At 52.5% G+C, this 14,682-nt stretch carries 13 protein-coding genes; 9 read left to right on the forward strand and 4 right to left on the reverse strand.

Features of this window, described 5'->3' with window-relative positions:
• The first annotated feature begins 1 nt into the window (after position 1).
• The 7 genes from F3H12_RS04655 (at position 2) to F3H12_RS04685 (ending at position 8,227) form a co-directional block, all read left to right on the forward strand.
• A complete protein-coding gene (locus F3H12_RS04655; protein ID WP_149678195.1) occupies positions 2–847 on the forward strand; it encodes an SAM hydrolase/SAM-dependent halogenase family protein in 846 nt (281 codons plus the stop codon).
• Positions 848–1,055: 208 nt separating this feature from the next.
• Positions 1,056–1,283, forward strand: a complete 228-nt coding sequence (locus F3H12_RS04660; RefSeq protein WP_149678196.1) for a DUF1858 domain-containing protein — start codon at positions 1,056–1,058, stop codon at positions 1,281–1,283.
• Between the two features lie 309 nt (positions 1,284–1,592).
• The gene (locus tag F3H12_RS04665; RefSeq protein ID WP_188118380.1) at positions 1,593–4,130 is read left to right on the forward strand and encodes an ABC transporter substrate binding protein; all 2,538 of its coding nucleotides are present in this window, start codon (positions 1,593–1,595) and stop codon (positions 4,128–4,130) included.
• 175 nt (positions 4,131–4,305) lie between these two features.
• Positions 4,306–5,046 carry an NAD-dependent protein deacylase gene (locus tag F3H12_RS04670; protein ID WP_149678198.1) on the forward strand — a complete coding sequence of 247 codons (741 nt, stop codon included), beginning with the start codon at positions 4,306–4,308 and terminating at the stop codon, positions 5,044–5,046.
• A gap of 102 nt (positions 5,047–5,148) precedes the next feature.
• On the forward strand, positions 5,149–6,213 hold the full coding sequence (locus F3H12_RS04675) for a WG repeat-containing protein (protein WP_188118381.1): 1,065 nt from the start codon (positions 5,149–5,151) through the stop codon (positions 6,211–6,213).
• A 126-nt stretch (positions 6,214–6,339) separates the two neighbouring features.
• Complete coding sequence (locus F3H12_RS04680; RefSeq protein ID WP_149678200.1) at positions 6,340–6,600, forward strand: glutaredoxin family protein; 261 nt, start codon at positions 6,340–6,342, stop codon at positions 6,598–6,600.
• A 163-nt stretch (positions 6,601–6,763) separates the two neighbouring features.
• Positions 6,764–8,227 carry a methyl-accepting chemotaxis protein gene (locus F3H12_RS04685; RefSeq protein ID WP_149678201.1) on the forward strand — a complete coding sequence of 488 codons (1,464 nt, stop codon included), beginning with the start codon at positions 6,764–6,766 and terminating at the stop codon, positions 8,225–8,227.
• A 104-nt stretch (positions 8,228–8,331) separates the two neighbouring features.
• On the opposite strand, the gene F3H12_RS04690 is transcribed toward F3H12_RS04685, so the two are convergent.
• Positions 8,332–8,886, reverse strand: a complete 555-nt coding sequence (locus tag F3H12_RS04690; RefSeq protein ID WP_149678202.1) for an NADH peroxidase — start codon at positions 8,884–8,886, stop codon at positions 8,332–8,334.
• A 308-nt stretch (positions 8,887–9,194) separates the two neighbouring features.
• Between F3H12_RS04690 and F3H12_RS04695 the strand changes: the two genes are divergently transcribed.
• Positions 9,195–11,645, forward strand: a complete 2,451-nt coding sequence (locus tag F3H12_RS04695; protein ID WP_188118382.1) for a beta-mannosidase — start codon at positions 9,195–9,197, stop codon at positions 11,643–11,645.
• Between the two features lie 24 nt (positions 11,646–11,669).
• Here F3H12_RS04695 and F3H12_RS04700 read toward each other — a convergent pair whose 3' ends face one another.
• On the reverse strand, positions 11,670–12,812 hold the full coding sequence (locus F3H12_RS04700) for a type I phosphomannose isomerase catalytic subunit (protein WP_188118383.1): 1,143 nt from the start codon (positions 12,810–12,812) through the stop codon (positions 11,670–11,672).
• A 239-nt stretch (positions 12,813–13,051) separates the two neighbouring features.
• Positions 13,052–13,297: an AbrB/MazE/SpoVT family DNA-binding domain-containing protein gene (locus F3H12_RS04705; RefSeq protein ID WP_149678205.1), complete on the reverse strand. Its 246-nt coding sequence runs from the start codon at positions 13,295–13,297 to the stop codon at positions 13,052–13,054.
• Positions 13,298–13,588: 291 nt separating this feature from the next.
• Here F3H12_RS04705 and F3H12_RS04710 point away from each other — a divergent pair, with 291 nt between their 5' ends.
• Positions 13,589–14,422 (forward strand): hypothetical protein, encoded by an 834-nt coding sequence (locus F3H12_RS04710; protein WP_149678206.1) that lies wholly within the window; start codon positions 13,589–13,591, stop codon positions 14,420–14,422.
• Positions 14,423–14,571: 149 nt separating this feature from the next.
• Here F3H12_RS04710 and F3H12_RS04715 read toward each other — a convergent pair.
• Positions 14,572–14,682, reverse strand: a 111-nt coding sequence (locus F3H12_RS04715; RefSeq protein ID WP_149677403.1) for a transposase, incomplete at its 5' end; no start/stop codon positions are given.

Consider the following 14,682-nt stretch of genomic DNA (forward strand, 5'->3'; position numbering starts at 1 on the left):
TATGAGCAGTCTTTTGATTTTCCAATCCGATTTCGGTATAGCTGACGGCGCGGTCAGTGCCATGTACGGTGTGGCCTACTCGGTATGCAGGGATCTGAAGATATGCGACCTGACCCATGAAATACCCCAGTACAATATCTGGGAGGCTTCCTACCGCCTGATTCAGACTGTTAACTACTGGCCGGAGGGTTCGGTGTTCGTTTCGGTGGTGGATCCCGGCGTGGGTTCCACGAGAAGGAGCATTGCAGCCAGGACCATAAACGGCCAGTACATCATCACGCCGGATAACGGCACGCTGACCCATATCAAGCGAATGCTGGGCATCCGGGAGGCCAGGGAGATAGACGAGGAAACCAACCGCCTTCCCAACTCCGGCGAGTCTTATACCTTCCATGGCAGGGATATCTATGCCTACACCGGCGCCAGGCTGGCGGCAGGCATCATCAGCTTTGAGGACATAGGACCATTGGTTGATGTGGACAGCATCGTGGAGCTTCCTGTATCGGAGCCTGTTAAGGAAGGAGACACCATTACGGGCACCATCGACATCCTGGACGTCCGGTTTGGAAGCCTTTGGACAAACATCAGCAGGGATCTGTTCAAAACGCTGGATGTCCCCTATGGCGGCAGGGTGGAGATAACCATCATGAATGATACGCGGGAAGTCTACCGCAATATCATACGGTATGTAAAATCCTTTGCCGATGTTTACATAGGCGAGCCCCTGGTCTATGTGAATTCGCTGGACTATATTGCTGTGGCCATCAACCAGGGATCCTTCTCAAAAGCGTATAATGTTTCGTCGGGAACCAACTGGAAGATCACCATTAAAAAGGCACAGCTCTGATCCGCAGGTTCAGCCTGCGTTCAATGGAAACGGTTAATTGGTCATTCGGGGCGGGAATAAAAATCCCGCCCCATTGTATTTTCTTGCGCCGGTTATCGGAAAATAGATGAGGGAGAATTGGTCTGCGGCTGATTCGACGGGCTACAACCGGGTAAGAAGAAAATGTAAGTTCTTATTCAGCGAACGGTTGCGACGGGGAGGGGAGGATATGGCCGGGCAGATCGATCTTAGGAAAACCGTCTATGAGCTTTGCAGCGAAAACCCGGAAATCATGGATATCATGAATGAGCTGGGGTTCAAAAGTATCACGAATCCTGCCATGCTTCGCACGGTTGGCCGTTACATGACCATCCCGAAGGGAGCGGCCATGAAAGGGATCGATTTGGAAAAAGTTAAGGAAGCTTTCCGGCAAAGAGGGTACGACGTGATTGAGTAAGCGTCCCATAAGCATATTTCCCATAGAAAAATCTCCCTGCGTGAGAGCGCAAGGAGATTTTTTTTGCCGCCCGAAGGCCCGATACTTACGGCGACTTACATATTTATGCAATCAAAAAGTAATAAATAACCGGTTTCGGCCCCGTAAAACTGTGGTAAAAATTTCATGGCTTCTTGTAATGATTGGCATATGCCTGTGTGAATTATCTGCATAGAGATAAAAAGATAAAGACACAGAGAAGTGCAAAAAAAGATGATTTATGTTGATTATGGTGATGATATGAGTTTCAGGATAGGGACTAGACATATCTTGATATTTGCTATTCTCCTTGTAATGCTTGCCATGTTTGTCATGGTTTCTGCCCATGCGCGCCCAATGGACGAGCAAAAGCATGTGCTTATCCTGAACTCCTATCATGAAAGCTTCACATGGACCCGCGAGATCGTCGGCGGGATTCTCGATACCCTCCATGAATCCGATTATATCCTGAATATCTCCGTCGAATACATGGACTGGAAGAACTACCCCAACGAGGACAACCTCAGGCGCCTGGCGGAGTATTACCGCTACAAGTACAGGGATCGGCAGCTCGATGTGATCATCACCTCGGATGATGCCGCCCTGGAGTTTGCCCTGAAGAACCGGGCGGAGCTGTTTTCCAATGCGCCGGTGGTGTTCTGCGGTGTCAATGAGATGGGAATGGACGCCATCGTATCCGGACATGATAATGTGACGGGCATCCTTGAACAGGTTGATCCCGGTGACACGGTCCGGCTGGCTATTGAAGCCATGCCCGGCCTGAAAAAGATCTATATCCTTTATGACACGACCGAAAGCGGCATGTCTTCCGGGCAACTTGCCCTTTCCACGCTGAAGAAAATCAGGCCCGACATCGAGGGCATCAGCCTCAACAACATGACCTACAAGGAGATCTTTGATACCGTTGAGCGCATCGAATCCGACAGCGCCATCTACATCGTCTCTTTCTATTCCGACAAGGACGGAAACAGCATGAGCTTTGAGCAGCTGTGCCATATGATCAGCCAGCGGAGCAAGGTGCCTGTTTTCCACCTGTATGATTTCACCATAGGGCACGGCGCAATAGGCGGGAGCATGCTGAGCGGCCGGCTGCAGGGAGAGCATGCGGCCAGGATCGCTCTGCGCATACTGAACGGGGAATCCGCCTCCGACATACCCGTATCCCGGGAAAAAACCGTGAGAACGATCTATGATTACAAGCAATTGGCCCGGTTCGGCATTCCCCTCGACCGGATAGACCCAAACAGTGAAGTCATCAACAGTCCGTTCTCCTTTTTCGACGAATACAAGCTGGAAGTCCTGGTTGTATTGGGCGTAATCATCATCCTCACCGTTCTGATCGTTGTCCTGGTCATCTATGTCAGGCGTCTGAAAGTGGCCGAAAAGAAGCTCCAGGAAAGCTATGAGGAAATGGAAGCCACCTATGAGGAGCTTTTTGCCACCCAGGGTGAGCTGAGCGTCAAGTATGAGGAAATGAAGGACATCCAGGAAAAGCTCCGCCAGAATGCCTATCATGATTCCCTGACCGGGCTTCCCAACAGGCTGTCCCTGTTTGAGAACATGCAGGAAATCATCAAGACCAGAAAAGACGAGCTGTGCGCGCTCCTGTATGTGGATTCCGATAATTTCAAGTTTATCAATGACACGCTGGGTCATACCAATGGTGACAAGCTGATTGTCAAGATGGGCAAAAGGCTGTCGGCCATATTGAGAAAGAATCAGACCATCTACAGGCTGGGCGGTGACGAGTTCATCATCTGTTATTGCTCTCCCAGAAGCATCAGGGCGGTGGAAGATTTCGCCCAGAAGATCATTCACAGCTTTGCCAAGCCCTTTACCATAGGCGGAAGTACGTTATATGTCACCGTGAGCATTGGCATTGCCATCTATCCGGATCATGGAACCGATACCGAGGAACTGTTGCGGCATGCGGATCTGGCCATGTACCGGGCCAAGGCCACCGGCAAGAACAAGTACTTTATATATAATAAGGATCTACAAATCGCCTTTGAGAAAAGGATGAAGATTGAGAAGAACCTGCGGGGTGCCATGGACAACAATGAGTTCTTCCTGTACTTCCAGCCCCAGATGGATATCCTGGATGGCAGAATTACAGGGTTTGAGGCCCTCCTCCGCTGGCAGAATCCTGAACTGGGGTTTGTCCCGCCTCTGGATTTTATTGGCATTGCCGAGGAGACCCATCTTATTATTCCCATCGGCCAGTGGGTCCTCAAAAATGCCTGCATGTTCCTTAAAAAGCTGAATGATATGGGCTATCGGGATATGATGATAGCCGTTAATGTGTCCATACTCCAGCTGCTCCAGGAAAACTTTGTGGATATGGTCCTGAACACCATTGAAGAATCCGGGCTTAAGCCGGAACAGGTGGAGCTGGAGATCACCGAGTCGATTCTGGTGGAGTCTTATCAGACCATCAGGACAAGGCTGCTCCAGCTGAAGGAGGCCGGCGTGAAGATCGCCCTGGACGATTTCGGAAAGGGTTCTTCGTCCCTCAGCTCGCTCAAGCAGCTGCCCATCAATACGCTGAAAATCGACAAGTCTTTTGTCGACAGCATCAGCACGGGCCAAATCGGTGAAAGCTTTATCGATACCATTGTCATGATGGGACGCAAGATGGGCCTTGTGGTCCTGGCAGAAGGCGTTGAGAAGAAAGAGCAGATAGAGTACCTTATCAAGCGAAAATGTCATCGGGCTCAGGGTTATTTCATCAGCAAGCCGATGCCCGAGGATCAGGCCATTGTGCTCTGCAGGGACTGGAGCAACCCGCTGGTGAAGGAAACCGTTTAGCGCCGGGCAATGACGGAGGCACTGATAGCAACCCCTATCGGTGCCTTTTCTGTTATTCCCCGGAATGGACGGGCTGTACAGGATAAAAGTGCTATAATGATAGGGGCGGGATACCCTGCCCGGAAGGCTGCGGATAAAAGATGCGGCGTTCCATTGCCAGAAGGGGGTGTTTGCGGTGAGTGCAGATAAACTGGCAGCATTGAAGGAGATGCTTGAAAGCAGCAGCTATGTGGTCTTCTTCGGCGGGGCCGGCGTTTCCACCGAGAGCAATATACCCGATTTCAGAAGCGAGGACGGGATTTACAAAACCCTGACAAAATACGGGCGCTCGCCCGAGCAACTGTTGAGCCATACCTTTTTTATGGCCCATCCGGAGGAGTTTTTCGAATATTACCGGAACAATCTCATCTTCGCTGAAGCCAGACCGAACCGGGCCCATCAGGCCCTTGCCGAACTGGAGAAGCGGGGGATTCTGAAAGCGGTGGTCACCCAGAACATCGACGGACTGCACCAGATGGCCGGAAGCCAGGAGGTTCTGGAGCTCCATGGTTCCGTCTTCCGGAACTACTGCATGAAATGCGGGGAGAATTATGACCTCAAGTATGTGGTGGATTATCCGGAGACAGTCCCCAAATGCCGCCAATGCGGCGGAATGGTCCGTCCGGATGTGGTGCTTTATGAGGAAGGCCTGGACATGCGTATTTTGAAGAGGGCCACCTCCCATATCCAGAAGGCGGACATGCTGATTGTGGGGGGAACATCCCTGGCCGTCTATCCGGCGGCCGGCCTCATCGACTACTACAGCGGGAACAGGCTGGTCCTGATCAATAAATCCCCCACGCCCTATGACCAGCGGGCTGATTTGGTCATCACCGATGCCATAGGAAAAGTTTTGGGTGAGGCGGTATTCGGCTGATTCGGGGCTTTCAGCCCCTTGCTGATGCCGGATGTCCGCTGCAGTTTCCGCGATGGCTTCATCAAGCTGTTCCGTATTTTGCGAAAACGGGAAGGACGGTTCATGAACAAGCGTATTCTTCGGATTTTTTGCCTGCTGGCAGCCATGCTGTGCCTGGGTGCCTGTTCCGGATCCGGGACAGGGAAAGCGGTTTTATCACGGGATATGGATGAGGTCCTGCTGCCCTTTGAAGCAGACGGCAAATGGGGATATCTCAATCCCCGGGGCGAGACGGTCATAGAGCCGGTCTACGCCTATGCCGGATATTTCTCGGAAGGGCTGGCCATCTTTTCCGACGGGGAGCGGTATGGTTATATCAACAAGCAGAACCAGGTTGTGATACCGCCCGGATATGACGGTGCCGATGCGTTTGTCAACGGATATGCGGTGGTATGCAAAGGCGACTGGGAGTCCGGGAACGCCCTGTGGGGGTTTATTGATGCCACGGGACGGGAGCTCGTCGAACCCCGGTTTCTGTATGCCGAAAGCTTCACGCCCGAGGGGCGGGCGCTGGTATGGGCATTCCGCGGGGAGGAAGTGGTCAGAGGCTTTGTCAACACCGACGGTGAGGTGTTCATTCCGGAGGATTATGAGATTTGCTCCCGGTTTTCAGACGGACTGGCCCTGATCAGGCAGGACAATTTGTTTGGCTATATCGGTGCCGACTATACCATCGCCATTGAGCCCCGGTACACGGATGCCGGCGATTTCTGGGAAGGCCTGGCTTACGCGGAGAAGGACGGCGAAAAATTCATCATCGACAAGACAGGTAACCCTGTGGCCGCCGTTGAACATGCCTTCGGTACCTTTTCCAACGGACTGGCCGTCTTCCGGAAAGATGATCTGTACGGCTATATCGACAGGAACGGGAAAATCGCCATAGAACCCCGGTTCGCCTGGGCGAAGGATTTCCGGAACGGGCTGGCAGCTGTCCAGACCCGGATGGAGGCCGGAGGAAAATGGGGATTCATCAATACCTCCGGTAACATGGTCGTCGATGCGGTTTACGATGAGGTGGAGGATTTCACGACCGGCTATGCCAGGGCGTATAAATATAATGATTTTACCTATTATATTCTTGATGGGAACGGGAAGGTTGTCCATTCCGGACGTTACAGGGTCCAGTGAGCGGGGAAAGCGGTAAGGCTGCATCAGCAAGCCTGCGGTATCCTTGCGGACCGAGCAAAACGCTTGCAAGCCCGTTGTTTTGGGGAAAATATAATTATAAAAGCTATTAAGGGGGCAGGTGACTTTATGAAAAGGGTAACCATGTTCAAACTTCCAGGATGCCCGTATTGCAAACAGGCGGAAGAATATCTCAAAAACCTGATGGAGAAGAATCCCGAGTACCGTGCTGTGGAGATAGAGCGGATCGACGAGACCGCAAGACCTGATATTGCGGATCAATATGATTACTGGTATGTTCCGGCCTTCTATATCGGCAGGGAAAAGCTGCATGAGGGCGTGCCCACCCTGGAAAAAGTGGAGGCTGTGCTGAAAGCCGCCCTGAAGTAAGATGAACCGGGCGGCAGCCCGCTTTTTTTGTAATAACAGACAGATGCCTTACAATGAGCATCCGGGGCCATCCTCTGTTATTGGCCGGGCGAATCTGGGTATAAAACAATTACTCAAAGTATGTTGATCAGTTCATTTTAAATCGTTCGCGGGGGGATGCAGGATGCTCAGAGCCAAGGCCTGTCATGAAGCTGATCTGATTATCAATTATGTCACTGCCAGATTAAGCGGCAAGCAAGTCGAAAAACCGGTGGTTCAACGCCCTATCCATCAGCGCATTCTTAATGAGTTTGAAAGGCTCCTGAACAATGAGGAGTCCCTGGCTTCCACATCGGTGGAAATGCTCGGCGAGATATCAAAACTCAGCGATTTCGATGTGAACATGTCGTTTCTGGCGGAGTCCATCAGCCAGTTTGCCGAGGAAATGACCGCGATGAGCGAAACCAATATGGCCATCGTGGAGCAGACGACCGCCAGCATGGATCATGTCAATGACTCCATCAAGAACCACACCGAAACGCTGAATAAGATCACCAGGCAATCCCAGGATCTGATCGAACTGAATGGCAGGAGTATCAGACAGATCGAGGAGATCAATCAAATCAAGGACAACGTGATAAAAGATGCCAACGATATGTCCGCCAAGATAGAGGCCCTGGTTGAAATGGTCGCCAAGGTGAACGAGATTGTGGCAGGCGTTGAGGAGATAGCCGAGCAGACCAACATGCTGGCCCTGAACGCGGCGATTGAGGCTGCCCGCGCGGGGGAGTCGGGCAGGGGCTTCGCCGTGGTTGCCGATGAGATCAGAAAACTGGCCGATGACACCAAGAACAACCTCGAGGGCATGAGAAGCTTTATACAAGGTATCCAGAAAGCTGCCAACGAGGGCAGACAGAGCATGTCGAACACCATTGAATCCACAATGGAGATGTCGCAAAGGATTGAGGACATCAGCAAATCCATCCATGAGAATGTCAACAGCCTGAAAGAGACTGTGAACGGCGTCAACGATCTGGCCTCGGCCATGAATGAGATCGCCCTTGCCGCCAATGAAATCAATAAAGCCATGAAGAACACCAGTGAGGAGACACAGCGCATAACCTTCATGACCGAGGGCATCGTGGAGCAATCCCGGACGGCGGCAGAGTCGGCAAAAATCATCTCCGTCATTGATGCCAATATGTCCAGGCTGACAGCGGATATCTATAATCTGGTCATGGGCGGTATCCATGCCATGAACAACGAACAGTTCCTCTCGCACATCAATGCCGCAAAAGAGGCGCACGGCAAGTGGATAGAAAAGCTCAGACGCATCGTTGCCAACCGGAAGCCTGAGCCCCTGCAGACCGACAGCACCAAGTGTGCCTTCGGGCATATTTACCATGTTCTGCATGTGAAACATGAAAACATTGCTTATGAATGGTCGGAGATCGGAAAAGTTCACGACGAACTGCACAGGAAGGGCGAAAAGGTGCTGGCGGCCATCAGGGGGAATCGCTGGACGGAGGCCGAGCAATTGCTGGAGGAGACCCTGGCATGCTCCCGCAGGATCTTTGAGCTGTTTGAGGTTGTTGAGCAAAAGGTTACTGAGATGTCCGGGCGGAACGAGCAACTGTTCAGCGCTTGAACCGCACGGGCTGATATCGTGGGAAGAAAAGCAAAACCGGAATGGTCTACACCATTCCGGTTTTGCTATCAGAAAGCCCATATTTGCCGATATGGGTCTTATTTTTACTTGTTGCCGAAATACCTTTCGAGCAGGCCCTTGAATGCCTTTCCATGCCTTGCTTCGTCCTTGGCCATCTCGTGAACGGTGTCATGGATAGCGTCATAGTTCAGTTCCTTGGCCCTTGTAGCCAGATCCTTCTTGCCCTGGGTTGCGCCGTGCTCGGCCTCAACCCTTGTCCTCAGGTTGGCCTCTGTGCTGGCGGAAACAACTTCGCCGAGAAGCTCAGCAAATTTGGCCGCATGCTCGGCTTCCTCAAAGGCAATGCGCTTGTAAGCCTCGGCTATCTCGGGATAACCTTCCCTGTCGGCCTGCCTGCTCATGGCCAGGTACATGCCCACTTCGGTGCATTCTCCCATGAAGTTGGCCCTCAGTCCCTCTACGACTTCGGGATCAAGCCCTGCCGCAATGCCCACTTTGTGCTCGTCGGCAAACTCAAGGTTGGAAAGATCAACTGCCGCTCTGAAATTTTCCTTTGAGGCCTGGCACTGAGGGCATTTCTCAGGAGCCTCATCCCCATAGTGAACATAGCCGCATACGGAACATACAAACTTCTTCATGATAAAAACCCCTCCATGAATTATGTTATTATTACATATTTGAAATCGTTACAAATATATAATAGCAAAACATGATATCGGTGTCAACACCTAAATTAAAATTTTTTTCCATATGGAAGGCGGATGAATAAAGATTTATATCCTGATGCACTGTGGTATATGATAGGAAGGCGATATCATCATTCGGGCTGCGCATGCTGCAACTGCCCACAGCGCCTTCCGGAGATTGCATAACCCGGACGACATCAACGGTAAATCCTCTTTGAGTGCGGGAAATATGGGAAATACCTTTTGAAAGGATGTCGGCTATGAAGCGTATGCTTGACGGTACATGGACATTGGAAAAGGAAAGGCGGCCCGTAGCGGCTGCAAAGGTTCCCGGCAGCGTATACGAGAGCCTTCTGGACGCAGGCTTGATCCCTGATCCCTTCTGGCGCGACAACGAAGAAGAGGCCTATAGGGTCTGCGAGGAGGATTATGCTTTCTCGAGGACCTTTGAGGCCGATGAAGCCCTGCTTTCCCAGGACGAGGTATGGCTTGTCTGCGAAGGGCTGGATACCCTGGCCACCGTCCTTCTCAATGGCCGGACTGTCGGAAAGGCTGAGAACATGCACAGGACCTACAAATTTCCCATAAAGGATTACCTGCGCCTGGGGGAAAACCATCTGTGCATCCGGTTTTCCTCTCCCGTGGATTATGTCCGGAAGATGGACAGGAAACGCCCGGTGTGGGGTGCATCCCATACCATGCCCGGCTACCAGCATATCCGCAAAGCCCATTGCATGTTTGGCTGGGATTGGGGACCGGTTCTGCCCGATATGGGCATCTGGAGAAGCATTGCCATCCAGGGATACCGGATTGCAGCCCTGGAGGATGTCCGTTTCAGGCAGCGCCACTGGGAGAACAGGGTTGAGCTTTCCGCGGAAATCACGGTGAAGCGTTTCCGGGAAGGACGGCTGACGGCGGAAATGACGATTCTGCATCCCGACGGCAGCGTAACCCATGCCTGCACAGGCTTTGAACAGGAAGGCTGCGTTCTTGAAACCATGGTGGAAAACCCAAGGCTCTGGTGGCCCAACGGCTACGGCGATCAGCCCCTTTACCGGGTGAAGGTCATCATCAGGGATCAGGAGATATTGGATGAGCGGGAATATGAAATCGGGCTTCGGACCGTTGAACTGAGCACGGGCCGGGATCAGTGGGGAAGAGAGTTCGCCTTTGTGGTCAACGGGGTCAGGATATTCGCCATGGGGGCCAACTATATCCCGGAAGACTGCCTGCTGGGGCGCCGTACCCCCGAAAAGACCGAACGCCTGATCCGGGATTGCGTACGGGCCAATTTTAACATGCTGCGCATCTGGGGCGGCGGACACTATGCTGACGATTATCTGCTGAGCCTTTGCGACCGCTATGGGATCCTGGTATGGCAGGATTTCGCCTTTGCCTGTGCCCTGTATGATCTGAACCCGGCTTTCCGGGAGAATATTGCCCGGGAAGTGGAAGACAATGTCCGGCGGATGCGCCATCATGCCTGCCTGGCCCTCTGGTGTGGCAACAATGAGATTGAAACAGGCCTTGTGAACTGGGACATACCCGCAAACGACAAGCTGAGAGCCGATTATATAGACCTTTTTGAGCGCCTGATACCCGGAATACTGGCCCAGCATGACGATGAGCACAGCTACTGGCCGTCCTCGCCATCCAGCTTCGGCGGCTTCCAGCGTCCGGAGGATGTCAATTGCGGCGATACCCACTATTGGGATGTGTGGCATGGCATGAAACCCTTTGAGGACTACAGGAACCATTATTTCAGGTTCTGCTCGGAATTCGGCTTCCAGTCCTTTCCCGCCATGAAGACCATCGAAAGCTTTACCCTGCCCCAGGACAGGAATATCTTTTCCTACGTTATGGAGCGGCACCAGAAAAATGAAACCGCCAACGGCAGAATACTGGCCTATCTGTCGCAGAACTACCGGTATCCCAGGGATCTCCGCCAACTGGTTTACGCTTCCCAGCTTCTCCAGGCGGAGGCCATCGCCTTCGGCGTTGAGCATATGCGCAGGAACAGGGGGCGGTGCATGGGCGCCCTTTACTGGCAGCTCAATGACTGCTGGCCGGTGGCCTCCTGGTCCAGCATCGATTACCATGGCCGCTGGAAGGCCCTCCATTACGCGGCCAAACGTTTCTTTGCGCCCGTCCTGCTGTCCTGCGACCTGGGGGAAGGCGTGGGTATTCTGAACGTGAGCAATGAACGCAGGATACCCTTTTCAGGGGTTGTCAGGTGGTTTATCCGGAATAACGATGGCTCGGTTGTCAGGGAGGACTCGGCACCCGCGGAGGTTCCCGCTCTTTCGGCCCGGAATATTGCCGAGCTGGATCTGGCGGAGGAAATCGCCGCTAAGGAAGTGCGGATGAACCGGTACCTGGAGTACGAGCTGCTCGAGGGAGGACAGGTGATTTCCCGGGGAACCAGCCTCTTCGTCAAGCCCAAGCATTATCATTTTTCGGATCCCGGAATAACCTGGCGCGTGGAGGAAAGCGAAGCGGCATTTGTGATAAGGCTTCAGTCCAAAGCGTATGCCCGGTTTGTGGAGCTCTCGGTGCCGGACAGGGATCTTGTGTTCAGCGACAACTATTTTGATCTTACCGCCGGCCGGGAATGGGTTGTCACGGTCGAAAAGGCCCAGCTGCCCGATGGTTTTTCAGCCCATGAGCTAGCGGGCCTGTTGTCTGTCAACAGCGTGTTTGATATCGCATAAACGAATGAAGATGCAACAGAAAGGTCAATCCTGACGCTGGAAGCCGGCGACTTTTTCCCGGATCGCTTCCGGGGAATAGCCTGCTTCCGCCAGGGGCTCCAGGACATCCCTGGTCAGGTCGCCCACGAAGGATTTCAGGATGGCGGCATGGCCTTGGATTCGGTAGCTTCCCAGTTCTGCCGGTATGAGGATGGATTCGCCGGTCCTGAAGGGAAGCGTTCCGCCCTTCCAGGACAACTGGCCCTGGCCGGACAGGATGATCAGGGCATGGAAGGATCGGCCGTCCGCAATGCATGCGGCTTCCGACGTGACGGTCAGGCGTTGGATGAAGAAATGGGGATCGGCTATCAGGTATTCCACGCACAGGCCAGGTTCCGGACAAACCTTAAGTCCATCCACAAAGCCGTCCTGGCGGACCCTGCCGTAGTCTATGGCGTCCAGGGCCTTTTCTATATGCAGCGGCCTGGAAGTCCCGTCAGGGTTTTTGCGATCATAGTCATACAGGCGGTAGGTCGCGTTGGAATTTTGCTGGACCTCCGCAAGGAGAAGGCCCCTGCCGGCCGCATGGATGGTTCCTGCGGGTATGTAGACCACATCCCCCTTCCGGATCGGCCGGTACTTCAGGATCTGGTTCAGCCTGCCTTCCTGGAGATAAGCCTTCAGTTCCTCCCGGCTGATATCCCGGTTGAGGCCGTGGATGATCGTGGCATCGGGCTCCGCTTCAAGCACCACCCAGGCTTCGGTCTTGCCGGTGTCCCTTTCATGAAGGGCGGCGTAACGGTCGTTGGGATGGACCTGCACGCTGAGCCAGTCGTTGGCGTCGATGAGCTTAAGCAGCAGCGGGAAGTGTTCCCCGTATGCCTGATAGCTGGCTGTTCCGACGATGGCTACGGGATGCGCACGGATCAGCTCCTGGAGGGTATGCCCCTGAAAAGGCCCGTTGGCGATGATGCCCATGCCGTCCGGGTGGGTGGATATCTCCCAGCTCTCCGCAACCCTGCCTTCGGGCAGTTCCTTTCCCAGTCTCTCCAGATTTCTTCCTCCCCAGATGTAGTTCTTATAGAGAGGGCGGAATTTTATCGGGTACAACGGAACATCATTCTGCGGAATGCCCTGAAGTACCTTCTTATTGGCCGATATGCCGTTTTCCGACTGTTCGCGATACATGATCAGTGACACCCCACTTTCTGAAGTCGTGTTCGCATAAAATTCCCTGGAAGAGTCATTAGGCATAGAAAGGAATGAATTGGTGGGTTCATTGTATTGTAGGTTCAGACAGATGTCAAGGCCGGATGCCCGGAATTTCCCGGGAAGGCATTTCCCCGTACAGGCCGCAGGATTTCCCCAAAAACAAAGAACGTACAGTCGCATCCACTGTACGTTCCTCACCTAACAGACCAATGGCTTTACTCCTTGTTTTTAAGGAGTTCGTAGCATTCTCCGCAGACGTTCTTACCCTTGTACTGCCTGATGTCACGGGCGTTGTCACAGAAAATGCAGGCTGGCTCATACTTCTTCAATATAATGGCGTCATCATCCGAGTAGAATTCCAGTCCATCACCGATCTCTATGTCCAGCACTCTGCGCAGTTCAATCGGAATGACGATTCTGCCCAATTGGTCAAGGCTTCGGATCATACCTGTAGCCTTCATCTTAAGTACCCCCCCCAAATTTATTTTGATACGTTTGAATTTTAACGCTATGGCTAAAATATGTCAAGATTTCGGTGAAATATTTTAACAATACAGAAAGAATTTATTGAAATATGTTATAAATCTAGGATGAATCGGCCGAAAAAATAGTTCATTTTGTCGCAACCGGTTGCGGAAAACCCCATCCCAAAAGCACTTGCCTTCGAAGTAAAAATATGTAATAATTACATTCATGGGCTATAGAAACAGAAGTGGCCATGAGAGAAACAAAGCTATTTGGAGGAAAAATCGATGAAAAGCATCAAGAGAGTATTCGCAATCTTTCTCGTAGTTATGCTGATGGCTACCGCATTTGCCGGCTGCGGGAGGAAGGAAGAACCCGAAGACACCCCTGATGTGGCTGTTGCAGACAAGGTGGAAGATACATCCACTCCCGAGCCCGAGGAGACCCCGGCGAGCACACCCGAAGAAGCTTCCGAGGAGCCCACTGAAGAGCCTGCAGAAGAGCCTGCAACCGATACGCCCGAGTCCGCTTCCGAACCGGCACAGACCGGCGAAGTGGAAGCCGACCTGGTGCTGGGAACCGTGGAAGGCAACACTTACACCAACGGCTATTTTGGTTTCACCCTGCCCATCCCCGAGGGATGGTTTGTCGCGACCAGGGAACAGCTGGCCCAGCTCCTCAACGCTGCGCTGGACTATCTGGAAAACGACTCCGGAGCCGGAACCATTGATCTGGAAACGCTGCAGATCGTTCCCCTCATTATTATTGCTGAACAGGATCCGTCCAGCAGTATCGGTCCCAATTCCAACCTGGCATGCACGGCGCAGAACATCAGCCAGTACGGAAGCCTGATTAAGGACCTCAAAACTTATATGAACATGGCCGTCCAGGGACTCAAGGCCCAGGGCGTAGAACAGTCCGGGGATATTGAATATCTCAATATTGGCGGTCAGGAAGTTGCCAAGGTATCCGCAAAGCAGAGCGTGGCCGGCATTGCGCTCAACCAGACCATGTATGTCTTTATGAAAAACGGGTTTGTCGTCATGTTCACCCTTACGAGCAACACCGATGAAGGTATGCAGACGCTTGAGAACATCATGAGCGGCATAGCCTTCAAATGATGCCGGTAAATCGCAAAAAAGGCGTCCCGAACGGGACGCTTTTTTTAGGTTCTACGTCAATTGTTGGGGTGGAACTAGTAAAATGAAGTAGCTTATGCTTTGTTGGCAGATGATCAATTTTGGTCATCTGCCAATTTTGAATATAAGAGCTAAGCCATAACATGAAGTATCCTGTTTCTGAACCTTGTGAAATTTCTTATCCCATAGGCATTTCGTTTGATCACTTTAATCTTGTTGTTGACACCTTCCGTGAAACCATT

Origin of the sequence: Thermoclostridium caenicola (assembly GCF_900142095.1) — a bacterium.
Classification (GTDB): Bacteria; Bacillota; Clostridia; order DSM-8532; family DSM-8532; genus Thermoclostridium_A; species Thermoclostridium_A caenicola.